Origin of the sequence: Spirulina subsalsa CS-330, from assembly GCF_028330765.1 — a bacterium.
GTDB classification, from domain to species: Bacteria; Cyanobacteriota; Cyanobacteriia; order Cyanobacteriales; family Spirulinaceae; genus Spirulina; species Spirulina subsalsa_A.
In genome coordinates this window covers 1-21,832 of sequence record NZ_JAQMTY010000172.1, presented here as the reverse complement: position 1 = coordinate 21,832, position 21,832 = coordinate 1, and the positions used below count along the sequence as shown (strand labels likewise).

At 53.0% G+C, this 21,832-nt stretch carries 14 protein-coding genes; 8 read left to right on the top strand and 6 right to left on the bottom strand.

From position 1 onward, the window contains the following. Positions 1-100 precede the first annotated feature (100 nt). A complete protein-coding gene (locus PN477_RS11915; RefSeq protein ID WP_417158798.1) occupies positions 101-1,318 on the top strand; it encodes a bifunctional sterol desaturase/short chain dehydrogenase in 1,218 nt (405 codons plus the stop codon). A 136-nt stretch (positions 1,319-1,454) separates the two neighbouring features. Here PN477_RS11915 and PN477_RS11910 read toward each other — a convergent pair whose 3' ends face one another. Both PN477_RS11910 and PN477_RS11905 read right to left on the bottom strand, forming a co-directional pair. Further along, positions 1,455-2,804, bottom strand: a complete 1,350-nt coding sequence (locus PN477_RS11910) for a DUF4335 domain-containing protein (RefSeq protein ID WP_272121073.1) — start codon at positions 2,802-2,804, stop codon at positions 1,455-1,457. Between the two features lie 23 nt (positions 2,805-2,827). Next, a complete protein-coding gene (locus PN477_RS11905; RefSeq protein ID WP_272147304.1) occupies positions 2,828-3,409 on the bottom strand; it encodes a DUF3038 domain-containing protein in 582 nt (193 codons plus the stop codon). Between the two features lie 412 nt (positions 3,410-3,821). On the opposite strand from PN477_RS11905, the gene PN477_RS11900 reads away from it, so the two are divergent. From PN477_RS11900 to glgA, 3 genes are all read left to right on the top strand, one after another. After that, on the top strand, positions 3,822-5,480 hold the full coding sequence (locus tag PN477_RS11900) for a SpoIIE family protein phosphatase (RefSeq protein ID WP_272121069.1): 1,659 nt from the start codon (positions 3,822-3,824) through the stop codon (positions 5,478-5,480). Between the two features lie 3 nt (positions 5,481-5,483). Further along, on the top strand, positions 5,484-5,900 hold the full coding sequence (locus PN477_RS11895; RefSeq protein WP_072621810.1) for an ATP-binding protein: 417 nt from the start codon (positions 5,484-5,486) through the stop codon (positions 5,898-5,900). Between the two features lie 242 nt (positions 5,901-6,142). Further along, positions 6,143-7,606 (top strand): glycogen synthase GlgA, encoded by a 1,464-nt coding sequence (gene glgA, locus PN477_RS11890; RefSeq protein ID WP_272121067.1) that lies wholly within the window; start codon positions 6,143-6,145, stop codon positions 7,604-7,606. Between the two features lie 106 nt (positions 7,607-7,712). Here the strand turns inward: glgA and PN477_RS11885 are convergent, their stop codons facing one another. Continuing rightward, the gene (locus PN477_RS11885; RefSeq protein WP_272121066.1) at positions 7,713-9,125 is read right to left on the bottom strand and encodes a HAMP domain-containing methyl-accepting chemotaxis protein; all 1,413 of its coding nucleotides are present in this window, start codon (positions 9,123-9,125) and stop codon (positions 7,713-7,715) included. Positions 9,126-9,657: 532 nt separating this feature from the next. Between PN477_RS11885 and mfd the strand changes: the two genes are divergently transcribed. After that, a complete protein-coding gene (gene mfd / locus PN477_RS11880) occupies positions 9,658-13,140 on the top strand; it encodes a transcription-repair coupling factor (RefSeq protein WP_272121065.1) in 3,483 nt (1,160 codons plus the stop codon). 132 nt (positions 13,141-13,272) lie between these two features. Here mfd and PN477_RS11875 read toward each other — a convergent pair whose 3' ends face one another. The 3 genes from PN477_RS11875 to PN477_RS11865 all read right to left on the bottom strand — a co-directional run bounded on the left by PN477_RS11875 (position 13,273) and on the right by PN477_RS11865 (position 18,506). Continuing rightward, positions 13,273-15,294: a hypothetical protein gene (locus PN477_RS11875; RefSeq protein ID WP_272147303.1), complete on the bottom strand. Its 2,022-nt coding sequence runs from the start codon at positions 15,292-15,294 to the stop codon at positions 13,273-13,275. A 243-nt stretch (positions 15,295-15,537) separates the two neighbouring features. After that, positions 15,538-17,400 carry an iron uptake porin gene (locus PN477_RS11870; RefSeq protein ID WP_272121061.1) on the bottom strand — a complete coding sequence of 621 codons (1,863 nt, stop codon included), beginning with the start codon at positions 17,398-17,400 and terminating at the stop codon, positions 15,538-15,540. Positions 17,401-17,630: 230 nt separating this feature from the next. Continuing rightward, the gene (locus PN477_RS11865; protein ID WP_272121059.1) at positions 17,631-18,506 is read right to left on the bottom strand and encodes an ABC transporter permease; all 876 of its coding nucleotides are present in this window, start codon (positions 18,504-18,506) and stop codon (positions 17,631-17,633) included. Positions 18,507-18,694: 188 nt separating this feature from the next. On the opposite strand from PN477_RS11865, the gene PN477_RS11860 reads away from it, so the two are divergent. The 3 genes from PN477_RS11860 (at position 18,695) to mltA (ending at position 21,408) form a co-directional block, all read left to right on the top strand. Further along, the gene (locus tag PN477_RS11860; RefSeq protein WP_272121057.1) at positions 18,695-19,435 is read left to right on the top strand and encodes a hypothetical protein; all 741 of its coding nucleotides are present in this window, start codon (positions 18,695-18,697) and stop codon (positions 19,433-19,435) included. 68 nt (positions 19,436-19,503) lie between these two features. Beyond that, positions 19,504-19,758, top strand: coding sequence for a hypothetical protein (locus PN477_RS11855; protein WP_072621818.1), 255 nt, complete (start codon positions 19,504-19,506; stop codon positions 19,756-19,758). A 477-nt stretch (positions 19,759-20,235) separates the two neighbouring features. Then, positions 20,236-21,408: a murein transglycosylase A gene (mltA, locus tag PN477_RS11850; RefSeq protein ID WP_272121055.1), complete on the top strand. Its 1,173-nt coding sequence runs from the start codon at positions 20,236-20,238 to the stop codon at positions 21,406-21,408. Positions 21,409-21,832 lie beyond the last annotated feature (424 nt).

Below are 21,832 nucleotides of genomic sequence, written 5' to 3'. Positions count from 1 at the left end.
TCCTGAACAATCACCGACGGGAGAGAGGGCGATCGCACCCTCTCCATGATGAATTTTTAAATACAAAACTATTTTTGATGAGGATTTTAAGACAAATATGATGATCCAAACTTGGGTGTGGACGGGGTGTTTAGGAGTCGGATCAATCCTGTGGGTTGAAATCGTCCGCGATCTTTACCATTGGCTCGCCCACCAATGGCAACCCCTGTATAAACTCCACGGCTGGCATCATCGGGTGTTTCGTCCGGATCTCTCGGTGATCAGCCCTGAGATCTATCGCCAAGCCCATTGGTATAATGATCTGCCGGAATCCTTGGTGATGTTGCTGTTCAGCCTTGCGCCCTGGTGGCTGGCGTGGCAGTGGGCGTTGCCATACCCCTGGCTGGCGGGGGTGGGGTCGCTCTATACGGGGGTGTTTTTGCTGGGGGCGATCGCACGCGGCGCGGGCGTTGCCTATGCCGATGAACTCACCGATCTCACCCATCGCCCTGGCCCCTTTCCCACCCATCCCGCCCCTTGGTTCGTCAATCGCACCTACCATTGGCGGCATCACTTCGACGACCAAAATGCCTATTTTTGCGGCACACTCACCCTCATTGACAAACTCATGGGTACAGCACTCTCCCTCAAAGGCAAACGCATCGCCGTCACTGGCGCATCGGGAACCCTCGGCCGGGCGCTCTTGCTACACCTCAAAGCACGGGGCGCGAAAGTGATCGCCCTCAGTTCCGGCACCACGCCGATCACCCTACCCGGTGAGACGGAACCGTTGCCCCTGGTGACGTGGCAAGTGGGCCAAGAGGATGACCTGAAAGCGCATTTGGAGAAAGTGGATATTTTGCTGCTCAATCATGGGGTGAATGTTCACGGGGCGCGAGATCAAGGGGCGATCGCAACCTCCTACGAAGTGAATGCGTTTTCTAGTTGGCGACTGTTGGAACTCTTTTTAACCACGGTGACGACGAATAAAGCGATCGCCACCAAAGAAGTCTGGCTCAATACCTCTGAAGCGGAGGTCAATCCCGCTTTTAGCCCCCTCTATGAGTTGAGCAAGCGCACCTTGGGCGACCTGATCACCCTGCGGCGCTTGGATTCGCCCTGTGTGATTCGTAAGCTCATTTTGGGGCCGTTTAAAAGTGAGTTGAACCCGGTGGGGGTGATGTCGGCGGATTGGGTGGCGCGGCAAATTGTCGCCTTAGCAGTGCGGGATGTGCGCAATATTATTGTCACGATTAACCCCTTAACCTATCTGCTCTATCCCGTGAAGGAGATGGCGCGATCGCTCTACTTCCGGCTGTTCACACGGTCGTCTGGGTAGCCCGGTTTTGCCCTCATTCCCGGCCCTTCGCCCATGGTGCTACTGTCGCGGCACAGCTAAAATAGTGCTTCATCCTCATTCTTCCCATTGACTCTGTACTCGTGTCGTGGCACACGTTAATCGGTGGGTTACGCCACTAGTTGAGATTTTCAAGAAAGGTCTGCACATCGCCACTTTGATCCAAAATCAGCCGAATTTCTGCGGATTTTACCCCTTGGAGGGGTGACACAAACACTTCTCCGAGGCGGGGCATGGGCGTGCGGTTTAAATATTCAGCCGATGTGGGGCCTAAGGGAATTAAGCGTTGAATTGAGCCGTCCGGGTTGAGGCGCAGACGGTATTCAATGGCTTGGTTGAGGGTGTCGGGCGGTTGCCAGCGGGGTTGAAAATAGGCACGGACTTCGCCGACTTGGGGAATGTCGTTGAAGGGGAGGGAGGATGAGTCGGCATTGGGGGCGGGGTTGGCGCGACTGGTGGTGTTGCGATCGCTGGCGTTGCGATCGCCTTGGGCGGGTGCTGTGGCGATGGAAGGGGTGGGGGTTGCGCCGAGAGGGGGGAGATTAGCCGGCAGTCTTGGGGGCGTACTGGGAACTGGGGGAGGCGGAGACGATGGAGAGCGTTGGGGTTCTGGGGCTGAGGTTTCAGTGGATGATGGGCTGGTGTTGGCTTCAGGCTGTGGGGAAGCAGAGGGGGGGTTAGAATTGCCAGCGCGAGAGGGCGCGATCGCTGACGGTGGCAAGGGGCGAGGGGGGCGATCCACTCCCGTAGGGGGGAGAACGGTGGTGAGGGTGTCTAATTCGCCGGGGAGGGTGGGGGTGGCCAGGGGAGACGGAGCCGGATCGGGCGCGGGGGGCAAGACATCGCGGTCTGAATCTGACGATGCAACTTCGGGGGCGGTGGATTCGGAGGAAATGACCGTGTTTGGGGCTTGGGAGGTGAAGTAGAGGGCGGCGCTGGTGAGGGCGATCGCGCCCACGGCCACCGCTGCGGCAGTTTTTGTCCAGGCAGGCAACAGGGCATCATCCGACGGCAGGATCGGTAACTGTTGGAGTTCCCCTTGGAAGGTTTCCAACACCGTCACCAAGTCCGACAACTGGGTCACATTCAAATCCACCACCGGCTGTGAACTTTTCACCGTTTCGTGACCCACATAAAACTGATGCTGCAAAAGACTATGGGGGGTCAGGGTGAGATCTGCGCCGGGCATTGCGATCGCCTTGTTTTCCAGAGACAGGTGATGGGGCGCACTGGCGAGGAGCGTTTCCTGGACATAGGTTTGCACAACCGTGCAAATCTGTTCGAGTTGGGACGCATTCCCCCAGATTTTGATCGGCTCCGGTTCGGGATTGCGCGGATCATCGAGTTGGAGTTCAAACTGGAGATCCGTCACCACGGGGCGTTTTTGCCAGCGCGAGAGGGGCGATCGCAAGGCAGTGATCACCAACGTACAAGTGGGCAGCGGATAACGGCGAGTGAGCTTCAACATAGTAGTCTGGGCAAAACATCCCCTTAGGATGCGGCTTGGTCAAAGAGGGCGAGCCAAAGGCGGCGATGGCCATTAGCCGTACTGTAAAACAACAGATCAATCAGTAACTTAAACGCTAATTGCATCAGACTGTCCGGCGAGGGTAACACCGCTTCATCCATCCGCTCTTGATAGGTATTACTGAACTGGTCGATATAGTCCCCCAACAGTGCCGCCCGCGTCGGGTCTTTGTGCTGCTGGGTCATTTGTTCAAGCAGGGACACCCCGCGCCGGATGCGGCTATGGTGCAGCGTCGCTAAGTGACAGATGATCAGCACGAGCGATCGCGCCTCCTCCACATCCAGCTTCTTTCGCCCTCCGGAGCTTTTGCGCTGAGGATTGGCCTGGCGCAACCGCCATAGGGCAACGCGATCGCCCACCATCGCCGTCAACCCCAACTCCTCCGCCGCCCGCAGCGTATCCTCTGACCCTGCCCCCGTCAACGCCTCTAGGGCCAACAGCAACAGATCCAAATGGGTCTTCATGTTTTCCAACTCCCTACCCGCCAACTCGCGGCACAGGAGTAAATCAGACGCAGCCGTGGACACCTTAATTTCGGACTTCACAGGCACAAAACGCAGAGCAGAAATGAACGATGGGCAATCCTGAGAAGACCCATTAATTGAAGTCTAAGGGATTGGGGTATGGATTGTTCGCGTGGTATAGTTTCTATTGTCATACTAAGTGATGATCCAATACCGCCCAGATCCGCAAGCCAACACAGTTGTGCAGCTTGATCTGTCCCTACGGACTCCTGAGAGCGGGCAAAAGTTTCTACAGCATCTTCACGCAATACCATCACAAACACTGAGTTTCCATGAATTTGGTTGTTAAGCCCTGGGACTCTTGTCCATTCTTTAACGACAGCGATCAGCATCGAGGTTCCGCACAATTTTACGGTCAACCTAGTTTTGGATTGAATCGTTACCCCCAGCGCTTAGGGAGTGGATCTCCCTGTGATCCTACCGGAGAGAATTCATGAGTCAGGCACGCTCCAAAAAACTAAAGTTGATGGTAGTAGACGATGAACCCGATAATCTAGACCTGCTGTTTAGAACGTTTCGTCGTGACTTTAAAGTCTTTAAAGCGGATGGAGCCGTCAGCGCTTTAGAACTGCTAGATACCGAAGGCGAAATGGCGGTGATCATCTCCGATCAACGGATGCCCGTGATGAATGGCACCGAATTTTTGAGCAAAACCGTCGATCGCTTCCCCGAAACCATCCGCATCTTGCTCACCGGCTACACCGACGTAGAAGACCTCGTCGATGCGATCAACTCCGGCAAGGTGTTCAAATACATCACCAAGCCCTGGAATCCGGAGAACCTGAAGACCGTTGTGCAGCAGGCCTCGGAAACCTATCAAGTCCTCAAGCAGCGCACCAACGAACTTCGCCGTGCTCTCCGCCGCGAAGAAATTCTCAACGTCGTCACCAGCAGCATTCGCGAATCCCTCGATTACCAAAATATGTTGCGGGCGATCACCAAGACCATCGGCGAAAACTTTGTGGCCGCAACGACGATCCTCCGACCGGTTGAGGCTGGGGCTTTGCTCAATGAAACCTATGAATATCCAGAAGGTGCGATCGCCAGTGACCAAGCTCAAGACCTAATCGCCAAAGTCATCGACACCGGCCAGAGCCAAATCCTCGACAACAGCGAGCAAGAATCCGTCGAACTCGCCATCCCCCTCACCGTTCAACAACAAATCCTGGCAGTCATTTATCTTCACCATCGTGATGGCGATCATCTCCCCACCTCCAACGATGTCCAACTCCTTGAATCCGTCGCCGAACAAGCTGCGATCGCCATCTCCCAAGCCCGCCTCTACCAACGCACCCAACAACAAGCCGAAAAAATGCGCGCCGAACTCGAAGTGGCCCGCCAAATTCAGCACAACCTCCTGCGCCAGAGTTGGGGCGACACCGGCAGCGTCACCGTCCAAGCCAGTTGCTACCCCGCCCGCGAAGTCGGCGGCGACTTCTTTGAAGTCTACGTCCACCCCCAAGGCGATGTCTGGCTGGCCGTCGGAGATGTCTCCGGCAAAGGCGTACCCGCCGCCCTCTTCATGGCCAGCGCAATTTCCATCCTGCGTCGCGAACTCGCCCAAGAGATCTCCCCCGAACCCGAAACTGTCCTGCGGAACCTCAACACCACCATGAATGAAGACCTATTCAGCACCAACTGCTTCATCACCATGGTCATCGCCCGCTACCGACCCGGCGAACAATGCCTCGCCTATGCCAACGCTGGTCACATTTACCCCATGATTTGGCCCCATCACCAACTCAAAACTGACCAAAACTCCACTCTTGAGCCTAACTACCTCAAAGCGCGGGGCATCCCTGTTGGTATTCTTCCCCAGTGGAAGGGTACAGTAGGAGAAATCACCCTCAATCCTGGGGATGTTTTTCTGCTGACGAGTGACGGGATCACCGAAGCCACGGTATCCAAAAACCTGACTGATCAGTCCGATGCCACACATCAAGGTCAGATGTTGATGCAAGAAGGACTCTGGTCATTAATCAAACAAAGCTCAAGTGCCTTCAACCTTGATAATCTCTTGCAGTGCTTCCGTGAATACACTATCCAAGTCCAAGAAGACGACCAAACCATGCTCTCGTTGGAGGTTCTGTAACCCATGAAAACAGAACTACACATCCCCAGTGATTTAAAATTTTTGACCGTTGTGGAGCGCTGGCTCCTTGACTGTCTGGAACTCGAACTCGGCGACTCCGTCGAATGGCCCCGCCAGTCTAATCGTCTCCGCCTTGCCCTCGTGGAAGCCTACTCCAATGTCGTGCGCCACGCCCACCGTGAACAATCTCAAATCCCCGTGCTCCTGAGGCTTGAACTGAAAGAGCGCGATATTGCCTTAGAAATTTGGGATCATGGTACCGGGTATGACCTCGACACCTATCTCCCCCCCAGTCCTGAAGATCGTCAAGAAGGGGGATACGGTTGGCTGATTATGAACCGACTCATGGATAAAGTGGAATATCGCCTCCAAGTTAATGGCCAAAACTGCCTGAAGCTTGAAACGAGCTTATCTGCTTAGTTTCCTACCAAGATAAGGCGCATTCAATAGCGCGACCTCAACCCCTTGAATACGACCCCACCCAGAAGACTCCTCTGTCGTGAGCATGAGAGAGACTCCGCTTTAGCGTGGCTAACGCCCCAAGGTAGAGTTGAGCTTGTCGTTCAGCGTTGATCCCCGTTTTTGCCAGATCTTCAAAAAAAGCGTAGAGATGCGACACCGAGGCGTTAACATTTAGCAAACTGGTGTTAACAATTAGCAATATGAAAATCCTCTTCGTTGCTGCAGAAGTTGCTCCCTTAGCGAAGGTTGGGGGAATGGGTGATGTGGTTGGGACTTTACCGAAGATCCTTCGTCAATTAGGACATGATGTACGGATCTTTATGCCGTACTACGGGTTTTTGAATCAGATGCTCGACATCCCCGCTGAGCCTTTGTGGTGGGGTGATGCGATGCTGCAAAAATTCGCGGTCTATGAGACGAAAATGTTGGATGGTGATGTGCCGCTTTACCTGTTTGGGCATCCGGCGTTTGATCCCCATCGGATTTACTACGGGGATGATGAAGAGTGGCGCTTTACCTTCTTTGCCAATGGTGCGGCGGAGTTTGCTTGGAATTATTGGAAGCCTGATGTGGTGCATTGTAATGATTGGCATACCGGGATGATTCCGGTGTGGATGCATGAAACCCCGGATATTAAAACGGTGTTCACGATTCATAACATTGCCTATCAAGGGCCATGGCGCTGGAAGCTGGAGCAGTTTGCTTGGTGTCCGTGGTATATGCAAGGCCATAACACGATGGCGGCGGCGATTCAGTTTGCGGATGTGGTGACGACGGTATCCCCGACCTATGCTCAACAGATCCAAACGCCTGCCTATGGGGAGCAATTAAATGGTCTGATGTCGTTTGTGAGTGGTAAGTTACGGGGGATTCTCAACGGGATTGATTTGGAGAGCTATAATCCGGTCACCGATCGCTATATTGTGGAGAACTTTACCGCCGAGACGTTGGATCTGCGGGTGGAAAATAAAATCGCGCTGCAAGAGGAGCTAGGTCTGGAAATTAATCCGGATCTCTTTTTGGTGGGGATGGTGACGCGCTTGGTGGAGCAGAAGGGGATTGACCTGATTATGCAGGTGATGGATCGCTTTTTGGCCTATTCTGATGCACAGTTTGTGCTGTTGGGGACGGGCGATCGCTACTACGAAACCCAGATGTGGCATCTGGCCTCGCGCTATCCGGGTCGCACCTCGGTACAGATTTTGTATAACGATGGGCTGTCGCGTCGGATCTACGCGGGCAGTGATGTGTTCTTAATGCCGTCTCGCTTTGAACCCTGTGGGATTGCTCAAATGCTGGCGATGCGCTACGGAGCGATCCCGATTGTGCGGCGCACGGGGGGCTTAGTGGATACGGTGAGCCACCATGATCCGATGGGCGAGGCTGGTACTGGCTACTGTTTTGATCGCTACGAACCGCTTGATTTCTTCACCTCAATGGTGCGGGCGTGGGAAGGGTTCCGCTATAAAGAGCAGTGGCGGGCTTTGCAACAGCGAGCGATGCGGCAGGAGTTTAGCTGGGAAAGTTCAGCGCGAGAATACATCAAGATGTACAAAGAGATTTTAGGTCTTGATCCGATGCAACTGTTACCAGAAGAAAAGGTAGCGATGGGGATTATTGCACCCACGCCCACGCCTACGGCTTCTCCGCAATCTCTCGTCTAGTCGGCTGATTTAAAACGGTGCTGATCTCAGACAGGTAGGGGGCGATCGCTCCCTACTTTGCCCTTGGGGGATGAATGAACCTTAACCGATGTTTTGGGGTCAATGGCTAGCCTCCAGAGTGACTAATTTGGATGGAATGGGTCGCATCCTGAGCGGCAATTAAGGCGTTTAAGTCGAGGGCGGCTTGATTGAGTTGGCGCGTGCCAACGCGGGTTTGTCGAATCCCGGCGGCGGTTTCTTGCACCCCTTGATTGAGTTCACTCATAAAGGTTGCCACCTGTTGAGTGGCGATCGCTTGTTGTCCAATGTTGAGGGAAATTTGGCGATTATTAATCACAATTTGATTAATGGATTCCGACACCTTGGCAAAGGTGCTGGCCGTATTCTGCGTCACTTGAATACTCGTGGCTACGGTTTGCGTGCCTGCCTGGGTCGCAATCACGGTGGAGTTTGCCGCCGTCTGAATATCGGACACTAATGCCCGAATATCCTCGGCGGACTGCTTACTTTGATCCGCGAGCTTGCGAATTTCAGTCGCCACCACCGTAAATCCTTTGCCTTGTTCACCGGCGCGTACCGCTTCAACGGCTGCATTCAACGCCAGTAAATTGGTTTGATTGGCAATATCACTCACTAACCTTGAAATATTACTAATTTGATGGGCTTTGTCGTTGAGATTCGTGATCTGAGTGGCGATCGCCACCACTTGATTCTGTAATTCATGCATTTCTTGGAGAATATTCTCCGCTGAATGATTCCCCTGTTCGGCCAAGGTCTGCACTTCTTCTGCGATCGCCGTCGCTTGATCCGCTTGCTGGCGGGACTGCTGAGATGATGTACTCAATTCATCCATCGTGGTGGTGGTCTCATTCACCGAGGCGGCTTGCTGATTGGCCGTCCGTTCTTGCTGTTCAATGGTTGTGGCAATTTCACTCGAAGACGAAACAATCGTTTGAGTGGATTGCAAAATCACATCACTCACTTGATTAATAATCCACCAAGCGAGAGCCAGGGCAATTCCCCCTAATAAAAAAGCACTCAGGATTAGCCCCAGCACCAACTGATTCATGGCTTGTTCCGCCTCCGCTTGATAGTTCTCCGTCATCTGACGAATACTTTGCGCTAGCTCTAGATCGAGTTGGGTTAATTCGTCCGTCAGTTGACGGCTAGATTCGACACGGATCAAGTCAAGGACTTCATTTTGTTGTCCCGCCTGAGTCAGGCGAATCATTTGGTCTGCCATTTGGATATAGTCCGTGGTCAGACGCTCAATCGTCTGAAGACGGCTTAACTGATCTGAATTAAAATATTGACTTTTTTGCAAATTTGTAATGGACTGATTGAATAGATTTTTTGCATCAGAGTATTGATTTAAAAATCGAGGTTCTTGAATCAATAAATACCCCCGTATTGTCTGAATGACTTGAGAGGTTGAGAGCTTTAATTGATCTGATTCTTTTAAGAGTTGATCGGTATCATGGATGATCTCAAAAACATGAAAAACACGCTGCGCACTCATCCACCCAAATCCAGCAGCACCAAATAAAGCAAATACAGGTAGAGCATAGCCCACTAAGATCTTTTGTCGAAAGTTCAAAGATTTCAACATACTAATGATTGTACTCCGTGCATAGATAGCAAAGTTTTGTTAAGAAATACAGGTTTTGTAATTGACACAATCATGCCATTAAAATCAAAAAAATGTTTTGATTACAGTGATCAGGATTCAGGCGATAATCTGATGGCTAAAACCGTGATGTGTTGAAGGAGATCACGTTATGGTTGACTGAAAAATAGGGTGCTCAATGCTGTGTGAGAAAAGAGACATCCAAAGGTTGGGATTCTCCAGACTTGTGAGCGTTAATGTCTCATGAATCAGAATCGTAGACCTTAGATCTGGATCACTGAAATTTTGAATCACTGAAAGTTTTGCATCATCGGTAGACTACAGTCTTCATTTTCCAAATGAATGAATCCGGATTTGTTGAGCACGCTCTCCTTACAGGATTCAGCGTATGATGGGGAAACTGGCTCTATTTTCTCCTCATCCCATGGCGCTTTCTTCTGTTGTGCGGGCGATCGCTCGCTCTCCACTGACACAGGATTTTGTACAAAAATTGCAAAATCAGCAGACCCCCTTGCATCTCAATGGAGCGTCTCGTTTACCTAAAGGGTTGGTCAGTAGCGCGATCGCGCAAACGACGCAACGTAACTTACTCATTGTCTGTCCCACCCTCGAAGAAGCCGGACGCTGGGCGGCACAGTTGGAGGTGATGGGGTGGAAAGCGATTCGGTTTTATCCCACCTCTGAGGCTTCGCCCTATGAGTCCATTGATCCAGAATCGGAGATGGTCTGGGGGCAGCTTGTGGTGCTCAGTGAGCAGGTGTATCCAGAGGATGGGGCGGAATCCTGGGTGATCGTCACCACAGAACGAGCCTTGCAGCCCCATCTTCCCCCGCCGGAGTTATTAAAGTCCCATCTCTGTACTGTGCAGACGGGCATGACCATGACCGCGAAGGCGTTGGATCATCAGTTGGCGCAATTGGGATATCAGCGGGTGGCTCTGGTGGAGAGTGAAGGGCAGTGGAGTCGGCGCGGGGATTTGGTGGATGTGTTCCCGGTTTCGACGGAATTGCCGGTGCGCTTGGAATGGTATGGGGATGAGTTGGAGCGGATTCGGGAGTTTGATCCGGCGACGCAGCGATCGCTCGATAGCATTCCCCGCCTCACCCTCACGCCAACGAGTTTTACGCCCCTGTTGGCGGAAACCCTCCAGGGCAATCCCAATCTGCCGGTGGAGGAGCAAGAAGCGATCGCGAATGGCGACTATCCCCCCGGTTTGCGCCGCTACCTCGGCCTCGCCTATCCCGAACCCGCCAATCTCCTCGACTATTTACCCCCGGAAACCCTGGTGGTGGTGGATGAACCCGACACCTGCGCGGCCCACTGTGCCCGCTGGGTGGAGTATGTGACGGTGCAATGGAATGCCCACCCGCCCCAAGTGCCGCCGCTCCATCGAGATTTCGCCCGGATTAGCACGGCGCTCCAAGCCCGGTTTGCGGCGATCTATTTATCTGAGTTAGTGGTTGATGGGGTGGGGGTGAATCTGGCCAGCCGTGCTTTACCCACGACACCGCACCAGTTTGCGAGCTTGGCGGAATTGCTCCGGGGTCAGCGGGATGCGCCTGGGGGATTAAGTCTGAAGCAATATAATCAATGGCTGGTGTCGGCGCAACCGTCGCGGGCGGTGTCCTTGCTGCAAGAGCATGATTGTGTGGCGCAGTTTATTCCCAATCCCCACGACTATCCGGCGATTGAGCGTTTGCAGACGCAACGGAGTGCGATCGCGCTCAAATATTCCGGACTCGCTGAACTGGAAGGGTTTATTCTCCCCACCTACCGCATTGTGGTGGTCACCGACCGGGAATTCTTCGGCCAACACAGTCTCGCCAGTCCTACCTACATCCGCAAACGGCGGCGGGCGGTCTCGAAGCAAGTAGACCTCAATAAGCTCTCGCCGGGGGATTATGTCGTTCACCGTAGCCATGGGATTGGGAAATTCTTACAACTGGAAACCATCGAAGGGCGCGACTATTTAGCCCTCAAATATGATGATGGGACGTTGCGCGTCCCGGCGGATTCGGTGGATAGCTTGTCGCGGTTTCAGCATTCGGGGAAACGTCCTCCGGAACTGAACAAGATGGCCGGGAAAACCTGGGAACGCACCAAGGCCCGCGTCCGCAAGGCGATTAAAAAAGTGGCGGTGGACTTGCTCGAACTCTACGCCAAGCGGGCCAAGCAAACGGGTTTTGCCTATCCTCCCGATGAACCATGGCAAGGGGAACTTGAGGATTCGTTTCCCTATCAACCGACCCCGGATCAACTGAAGGCGACTCAGGATGTGAAGCGAGATTTAGAGAGCGATCGCCCCATGGATCGCCTCGTTTGTGGCGATGTGGGTTTTGGTAAAACAGAAGTGGCGGTGCGGGCGATTTTTAAAGCGATCGTCTCCGGTCATAAACAAGTGGCATTCCTTGCCCCCACAACGATTCTTACCCAGCAGCATTACCACACCCTCAAAGAACGGTTTGCCCCCTACCCGATTCAAATCGGCCTGCTCAATCGGTTCCGCACCGCTTCCGAAAAACGGGAACTGCTCCAGCGGTTAAACAGTGGTGAATTAGATGTGTTGATCGGAACGCAGCAAATTTTAGGATCAAGCGTCCAATTTCACGATCTGGGCCTATTGGTGATTGACGAAGAACAACGCTTTGGGGTGAATCAAAAGGAAAAAATCAAGTCTTTGAAAACCCAGGTGGATGTTTTAACGCTCACCGCAACACCGATTCCGCGCACCCTCTATATGTCATTGTCGGGGATTCGGGAAATGAGTTTGATCACCACGCCGCCGCCGTCGCGTCGTCCGATTCAAACCCATCTTTCACCCTACAATCCTGATGTGGTGCGCACAGCGATTCGCAATGAATTGGATCGCGGGGGTCAGACCTTTTATGTGGTGCCGAGGGTGGAGGGGATTGAAAGCTTGGCGGCGCAGTTGGTGGAAATGTTGCCCAGTGCGCGAGTGGCGATCGCCCACGGTCAGATGAACGAAAGTGACCTCGAATCCACCATGCTGGCGTTTAACAATGGTGAAGCGGATATCCTCGTTTGCACCACGATTGTCGAATCAGGGCTGGATATTCCCCGCGTCAACACAATCATTATTGAAGATGCCCAACGCTTTGGCCTGTCGCAACTCTATCAACTGCGCGGTCGGGTGGGGCGATCGGGCATTCAAGCCCACGCCTGGTTACTCTACGCAGCGGATCAAGCCCTCTCCGACACTGCCCGTAAACGGTTACGCGCCATTCAAGAATTTACCCAACTCGGTTCCGGCTATCAACTCGCGACGCGGGATATGGAAATTCGGGGCGTGGGGAATATTTTAGGGGCAGAGCAGTCGGGACAAATGGCGGCGCTCGGTTTTGACCTCTATATGTCGATGCTGCAAGAGGCATTGCAAGAAATTCGCGGTCAAGAGATTCCCAAGGTGGAAGATACCCAAATTGATCTAAAACTCACCGCCTTTATTCCCGCCGACTACATTCCCGACCTGGAGCAAAAAATGGCGGCCTATCGAGCGGTATCCTCCGCGAATTCACAGCGGGAACTGGCCCAGATTGAAGAAGCCTGGTATGATCGCTACGGCCCGATCCCGAAACCCGCCCTCCAACTGATCCAAGTGGTGCGCCTCAAGCAGGTCGCCAAATCCCTCGGCTTCTCCCGCATTAAGCCCGATGGCCCACAACATATCGTCCTGGAAACCCCCATGGAAGAACCGGCATGGCGGTTGTTAGATGAGCATTTACCGAAGCATTTGCGATCGCGCTTCGTCTACAGCCCGAAAAAAGTCACCGTCCGCGGCCTAGGCCTTCTCAAACCCGATCAACAACTCAGCAACCTCATTGAATGGCTCAGTAAAATTCAAGGCGGCTTACCCAGCCCCGATGCGATCGGGAGTGGTCGTTCCTGAACGGGGGAGTGCGATCGATCATAACAAAACAAGCATCACCCAGCAAAAAAGGGAACTCCTCAAGAGTTCCCTTTCCTTTAAGTGTTGAACCGCGAGAGAACTGAAGCCAGTTCCCTCACGTTGAATCAGACCTTATTCGGCAACCGGCGCATCATCCACCAAGCTTGCCCCGGTATCATCAGCAGCAGGCTCATCAGCAACCGGCTCTTCAGCGGCAGGCTCATCAGCAGCAGGCTCAGTTGCAGCAGGCTCAGTTGCAGCAGGCTCTTCAGTAGAAGGATTCAGTGAGTCAATTTGCTCATTGATTGCGTTCACTTCTTCATCAGAGAGGCTTTCTAACCCTGTGATTGCGGAAGGCAGTTCACCCTGATCAGCATCAGCCGATTCGTCATCGTCTTCGTCGTCATCATCAGAATCATCGACATCATCAGAATCGTCGTCATCATCGACATCATCGGCATCATCAGAATCAGCATCATCATCGACATCATCGGCATCACTGATTTCAAGCGTGTCGATCAACTCGTATACCGCTTCAGCATCTTCCTCCGACAATTGACGGGTTCCAAACAATCCGGGGAACATCCGGCTGCCGGGCCCCACTTGTTCAAACGCACCCACACCCACATCACCGCGCAGGGCAACAAAAATGCGACGACCACCCCGCTGAACGAACTTCACTTTGACGCGGCCGCTGCGGTTGGAGCGCACCTTCAGATTAAAACTCCGAGCCGCAACCAACTCGAAATTGCTTTCCGACGCACCAGAGAAGATGCTGATGACATTGCTGCTAGAGTTCACAAATTGAACATCATTTAACAGCGCTGCAATCAAAGCTTGCGCCGCACTAGCAGAAACAGAACTGCTGGTGACAAAGCTCTCACTACCATTCTCATCCGTGAAGCGTCCTGTGGTCAGGTTAAAGACTAGCGTCAGATTGCCAAATTTAAACTTATTGACAAACGATGCTTCGCTCACATTTTGAACAGCCGAGAATTGACTGCTACGAGTCGCGGCTCGGTAGCTATCAATTTGGTAATTCGTAAAGCCGGTGCTAATTGCCGTTCCATTACCCACACCTGAAGCAGCCGCTAGAAGCGTTACATCACCACCACCTTCTGTGTTCGCCTTAAAGCCATTTGCACCTTGCTGGAATTCCATCGTAGTATTCCGACCCGACCCTTGCACTGCCACTTGACCCGGTGCAAAGAGCGCAAAGATACCTTCCGTTTGGCCTTCGATTTTGTAGTTTGTGGGAGCAGTATCTGTTAATGTTCCCGTCCCACTGGTCGAGTTCACTTGAACATTACCCAGAGCGATGTCGATGAAGCCAGAATCAGATTCGAGTTTGAACGATGTGTTATTACCATCACCAAACGTAGCAATTTCAAAGGCTTGGTTAGCTTCACCAATGAATTGAATTTCGTTATCCGTCGGATCTAAATCTGAACCCAATTCCGGTGTAACATTGCTCCCTTCAAACTTGAACTTGAGGTTGCGGGGCAAGCTGTAGGGGGTTTGAACGACCGGAGAGGAGGATGAACGGAATTGCACATCGGACGGGAGATTAATCAAACCCGCCGTGAGATTTGCATTCAACGAACCGATGGACATCCCACGACCGTTGCCCACCCCTGGTGTGATCGTCACTTCACTCGAAGATGAAGTAATCGTTTTAGCCGTAGGAATGAAAAGCTGCGGCAAGTTATTCGCAGAAATTAGAGACCCCACAATCGGGTTGCCGATTTGAGTGAAGTTCCCCACGTTATATGCCAGGGCGGTGTCTACTTGGGAGAACGGAATCAACGAACCACCAGCACTAAAGGCAATCCCGGACAGTTTCCCGGTAATCAAACCTGTATCCCCAGCCGTTACCGAATTACTGGTGTCTGCGTCAACGAATCCCCCTGTAGCGGTGGGGATAAACAGCGGATTGGTCAGAACCCCGTTCGGGCTGACAATCTGCATGTTTTGAATCGCCAAGTCGAAGAGGCTGATGTTTCCTGAATCGGGGATGAAGAAGCCAGCTGCACCGGAGACATTACCACCTGTGACACGAACTTGAGCCTCTGCCGCAGGAGCGACAGCAACGGCGGCAAGGCTGCCGAGAAGACCTAAGGACAGAGCGGTTTTGTGGGCAAATTTAGACATCATAATGAAACAAACTCCACGAATGAGTGACGGAAAGAATAGCAAGGAATCAGAGAAATTCGGTGAATTGCCTGAGCTTGAGAGAGAATGCGTAATCTTACGGATAAGGGTGAAATGTCCAAGATGATAACGAAACAGTGTTATTCCAGAAGTACGCGGACATTTTTGCGTTGTTATGACCTCTGACCAGAAAGGGAACCCAAAGGTTCCCCTCATCCAAAGCTTTTTTTGAGATTTCCGGAAAGGCTAGAAGCTAAACGTTGTGCGAACTGCGCCGATCAAAATATCATCATTAGCCCCGTTATGGAATGGGCTAATGAGCCAAATCACACCCGGCGTAATGCTGATATTGTTATTGAGCCGCCAACGATAAAAGGCTTCAAGATGGTACGTTGCTCCTTGCTGACCGCCAGCCGGGCCTAGTAAATTGCCTTCATTGATGAAGCTGGGGATATTACGTCCCGTCTCTAGGTTGCTGTAGGAGATGCGGGGGGGCTGTCCGAAGTAAAGACCGAGTAAATTGCCGTCACCACCGAGATCCGGAAAGTTGAGGAAGGTCATCCAGTTAAAGGTTTCGACCGTGCCTTCAGCCGGTAGGTAGTCGGATACGGTGTAGCCTGTCCAGCCGCCGAAGGTGATGCGATCCGAGGCCCGCCATTCTAGGGTCAACCCATAGGCATCGGTGCTGATCGGAGCCCGTTGATTGTTGAAGTTGGGAATCACTAAGAGATCATCACCAATGCCTGCGCCTAGACGACCAAAGGGGTTGTAGGAGTTGATATATTGGAGCGATATGTCAATATCACGGGTTGGGGCAGCGACCACTTGTAAGCCGAAGGTTGTGATGTTGGTGTCACCGCCAAATAATGTACCCTCGGTGAGGGGATCATTGGATGAATAGGTTCCTTGTAAACTGACACTGGGGTTAATTTGCCAGTCAATGCCTGCACCTGCACCACTGCCACCGGTGGCGATGATCGGGTTCCGTTGGGCAAAGCGAGAGAGGGAGCCGCTGCCTTCGTTTTCGATTCGGTTGGTGCCTCGGAAGACGTTAACGGGGCCGATGCCTTTGGGGCCAACCATCACGGCTAGGTTATTGGTGACTAAATGGCGATAGTTGAGATCAGAGATTTCCACCCGATTGTCGATGTCTCCTTCGTAGGCGAGACCAACATAGCTCGCTAAGCTATCGGTGAAGCGATCGGTGGTGCGTCCGTTTCCTGAGTTGAGGGTGGTGAGGAGGAGGCTGCGGGGGTTGAATTGGGTGAAGAGACTCAGGTAGGTGGTGTGGATGACGTTGATGTTGTTTTCGGTGTCTTCAAAGGTGTTTCCCCCTAGGTTGAAGCTGCCTCGGCTGCGGCCTTGGAGGCCGATGGTGGTTTGGCCAAAGAGTTTGGTGGTGGTGGAGAATTGGCTGTCTTCGAGGAATTGGACGCGCTCTTCGAGGTCGTCTACTTGGGTGCTGAGGGTGGCAAGTTCGGTTTCAAATTCTTGGGTGAGACGGCGGAGGGATTCGAGGTCTTCTTGGGTGGCGAAGCGATCGCCAATTTCCGCGAGGGTTTGTTCAATTACCTGCATACAGGCGTTGAGGGCGGCGGCGAACTCATACCGGGAGAGGGCGCGATCGCCTCGGAAAGTGCTGTCGGGATAACCCTTGATGCAGTCGTAGCGATTGACTAAGTCGCGTAAAGCAGCGTAGGCCCAATCATTGGGTGACACATCCCGCAGTTCAAAGACGTTGTTGACCTGAGCCATGGGATCAGTGTCTACATCGGCGGCAATCAGACTGGGAGATGCGGCGAGTTGAGGGGAGGAACCCAGGGTCAAAACGGATGGTGTGGAGAGATCCGTTTGTGCAACTTCGGGGCTTTGGGCATCGAATGCTAAGGCATCCGCGTTGGGATTCTGAGCCAAGACGGCGGCGGTGAGTGCGTCAACTGCGGGTTGGGTGGCGGCGGTATCTGGTGTTAACTGACTGGTGGGGGCTAGTTCTTTGTGAGCAGATTTAACGGTTGATTCTGCCAAGGCCATCGGTGCAGCACCTGAGCTTAACGCTGTCAGTAACAGCGTGAGCGAGACGGTTTGGTCTAGTGATTGTTTGGGTTTCACAGATGAATAACTCCTCAAGACACCTTAGTTATTAGTTGATAGTAAACAGGTCGATCAATCTTTACACAGTTTAACGACATACCAATGATGATTATGACAGACCGCGAGAGATAGTATTACCCTGTTCATCCATCTAACTCGCTAGTCTACTGTATTCAATAATGATCCGGATAGGGTGCAATTAATGGGGATACATTTCAGCCATTGTGCGGATTCCGTAATTAGAATGTTTAGGACGTTGCGGATCGATCGCCGTATTTAATCAGGAGTGCGATCGCAACACTCACTGCAAAAATTAACACAACACTGAGGGCGGAACCAAATCCCCAATTACGTGCTGCACCGAGAAATTGATTATAAATCAGCCGTGAGAGGGTCATACTTGATGCACCGCCGAGGAGTTCGGGATCAACAAAATCGCCGAGGCCGGTGATGAAGACGAGGAGGGAACCGGCGGCGATGCCGGGGGCGGTTTGGGGGATGGTGACTTTCCAGAAGGTTTCGAGGGGGTTTGCGCCCAGATCGGCGGAGGCTTCGAGGAGTTGGCGATCGAGTTTTTCTAAGGAGGCGTAAAGGATGAGCACCATGTAGGGCAGGTAACTATAGGCCATGCCGACGAAAACAGCGGGGGTGCGGTTGAGAATCTCCAGGCCGGGCAAGCCGATCGCACCGAGTACCGTATTCATCACACCCGTGGGCCGGAGGATGGTAATCCAGGCGTAGGTTCGCAGCAGGGAGGACGTCCACAGCGGGAGGATGAAGCCAAGGAGGAGAAGGTTACGCCATTTGGGGGGGGCAATTTGGGCCAGCCAGTAGGCGACGGGAAAGCCCATCAGGAGACAAAGGAGGGTGGTTCCGGTGGCGAAGAGGAGCGATCGCAGGATCACTTGGAGATTCACCCCATCGAAGACCCGTCCATAGTTGGCCAAACCGCTGGGATTGACCACGTCCCCCGGTCGAATCCCCGGCACGAGACTCAGTTCAACAATCACCAGGGTGGGCAGGACGAGCAGAAGAACGAGCCAAAGTCCGGCGGGGCCAAGCAGGACGGAGAGACCCAGCCAAGGCGTGGGAGGGGGAGATGGGGGAGGAGATGATTCAGGCATGGATCTAGGCTGTCGAAAAACGGACAGGGTTCTGATCTCAAACCATAGCGCACGGTCTGGGGCTTGGCGGGAGGCGGGCCACATTACCAGAGCCAAGGAGTGGAAATTTAGCCAAAAATTATCGGGGCGATCGCAATCTGGATGCTAGGATAGTAGCCCGTTCTAGTACAAGTGTTGCAGGGGGCTGGATGGCAATTATCGCGTTAAAGGCTTGGTATCTCGATGGGTACGAACCCATTTCGGAGATCGTCCAACGGCCCCATGATCTACGGTTGAGCCGGAATAGTTTGTTGAAGTCTGGGCTGCGGGCGGATTTTTTGGATGATATTGAACAGGTGCAGCAGGCGGACTGGTTTCAACGCTATCTAGAAGGGGCGGAGGTGGAGTTTTATATTGAGGGCAGTGGTGGCTATGCGATCGCCAATATTGACCTGCTTTCCCAGGAAATTTATTTCACCAAGCAGGCGATTAATGCCGTCCTTGACCCCGTTATTTTGCTGATTCTCGATCCCGACCAAGACGGCCCCCATTGGTTAGACGATGCCGTGCAAGCCTATGTAGATCGCCAACAAGCACGGCTGCGCGTGCCGCTGCGGGTCGAAGTGCTGCCCCGACCGGCCCACGGCCAACCCTTGACCCTCACCCCAGCCCACCTGCGCCAAATTCGCAATAGCCTCCTGTTGTTGGTGGACGTGACCCCCTTACCGGGTCAAGCCTTGCATGGGGCAGTAGCCTTGGAGTTGGGCTATGCGATCGCCACCAAACGCCCCAGCCAACTCCTCACCCTCTACCTTTCCCCCCAGAGCGCAAAATTACCGTTTGAATTACCCAAGCCACAGCAAATGCAAGTGCGCGATCGCGCCGAACTCGATCAAACCCTCCCCCCCTGGCTCGATCAAAGCCTCCAACGCCTCAACCTTTTAACCTAGACGCAACGAGAGGGGAACTTTCCCCCTAAAATAGTTCCGAAACACCGATTGCAGGAAAGTGAAGGATTATGCCTCGTACACCCGATGAGTTTGCCGTTCACATCATGCTCACGTCTGGACACCGCGAAGAAGTGCGCTTCGCCTCCATTCAAGATTTTCAAAAGTGGTACAGCACCGAACTCTTACCCAAAGCGAACGATACCGGGTTGATTAGTGTTCCGATTAAGAACTTGCAGGGCGAGTATATGGTGTTGCGCCCCAGTTGCGTCGCGGCGATCCGGGTGGAGCCGGTCTTTGGGGGCAGTGTTGATCGCGACTTTTAGGCGGTGCTGTCTCTGTTGATGATGCCCGATCCCCGTAGGGCAATCCTTGAGAACAATCAACTCTTCAGCCTTTAGCAGTTGAGGGTGGTTTGTTTTTTGGCCGTGGGTAAGGTAACATTTTGTAAATTTTTGTCGATGAGCCAATGGTATTCATCGCTGTGCGGTTTTTGGTCTGTCACATTACGGTTTGAATTCTGTCACGTTTGACCGTCACAATCACTAACGACGCAAAAATAACCCCGCTTCAATCCAGAATGGTCTGTTTATGTGGTGTGAGTTTCAGTATTGAACGGGGTCAGCCAAGACTGCGATCGCAGTTCATTCAACATGTATAGCAATCCTATTTGAGTTTGAAACCCTCAGCCTTGAGCAACAAGGGGCTTAAGCCCCTTGCCTGTCCCAATAATTTTAATTTAGGACTGCTGTCTGACGGTTGATTGCTAAGCACTGTACTCAAATTCCTCCAAAAAAGTTTGTATGAAAAAGTTAATTGCTGGGTTTGTTCTGGGTTTAAGCCTCGTGCTCCTCATCCCTCACCTCGCGGTACAAGCCCGTCAATCGCCGCCCCTGGAATGGGTTAACCCCGATCGCCAAGTGGCCGATTTGGGGTTTGATGAGCAATTGTGGCGTAGCTACTATGGTGCGGGCGACAAAGCCGCGTTGATCACATCGATTAACCACAGCTTGCGCTACCTTGATACCCCCGCCGCTACTGAAGCCTACCGCAACTACCCGATCCGCTGGATTACGCGCGATCGCACCCGCCGCTCTCTCCTCCGTTTCCGTGAACTCCTGCAAACGGCCCAAAGCCCCGAAGCCCTGCAAGCCGCCGTGAAGCGAGAATTCACATTTTACAAGTCCGTCGGTTCCGATAACCAAGGCACCGTCTACTTTACCGGCTATTACGAGCCGGTCTATCAAGCCAGCCGCGTCCGTACCGATGAATATTGCTATCCCCTCTATCGTCGTCCGGCGGATTTGGAAGCTTGGACGATGCCCCATCCACAACGCCGCCTGATCGAAGGGGTTGACGGCATGGGAACCGATAGCATTTTGCGCGGCAATGAATTAGTCTGGTTCCGCGATCGCCTCGAAGCCTATCTCGTCCAAATTCAAGGCTCAGCCAAACTCAAATTTCCCGATGGCAGCACCATGAGCGTCGGCTACCACGGCAGCACGGACTACCCCTACGTCAGCATCGGGAAACTAATGATCGCCGATGGCCTCCATCCCCGCGATGGGTTTACCCTGCCGAAAATGATCGACATTTTCCGCGCCCAGCCCGACTTACTCTCCCGCTATCTTCCGCAGAATGACCGCTTCATCTTTTTCCGAGATACCAACGGTTCCCCAGCCACCGGCAGCTTAGGCGTACCCGTGACCGCCGATCGCTCCATCGCCACCGACAAAACCCTGATGCCCCCCGGCGCACTCGCATTAATCCGTACCCAAATCCCCTACCCCGATGGGCGGGGCGGCACTCAACCCCAGTTAGTCAATCGGTTTGTCCTTGACCAAGATAAGGGCAGCGCGATTTTAACCCCTGGGCGCGTTGATGTGTACATGGGTTCCGGTGATGTGGCGGGCCAACGTGCCGGAGTCATGGGCTATCGCGGCGCACTGTATTATTTGATGTTGAAAGGGGGATAAGTTTCATCCGACGCTGAAGCCTAACCGCAAACAAAGCGATCAATCGCCGCTCTTCGTAGTCGTGCCATTGATCGCTTTTCCCGTTTTAATCAATCTGGAATTAGTCTGAACTGCACTGTGGATCGGGTGCTCGTTTGCCGATTAAGGTTTGAACCTCAAAGGGTTGATCCGGATGATCCGGGCGCACTAAAATTTCCGTGGCATCGGGGGGCGTTTGATAGTCTCCCCAGGCATTGAGTCGCCAGAGTTTAGGGGCGCGATCGCCGCCAAACTCAGCATCAAGACATTGACACTCCCACCGTTAAATCAAAGATTATAACGAGGGATTCTTGCTTCATTGGGTTTGTCTAGTCTCAAGTCATCTCTGTCTTGAAACCCCGTCCAGATTCCCCTCCACAAGCATCTGTTTAACGTCCACTGAATG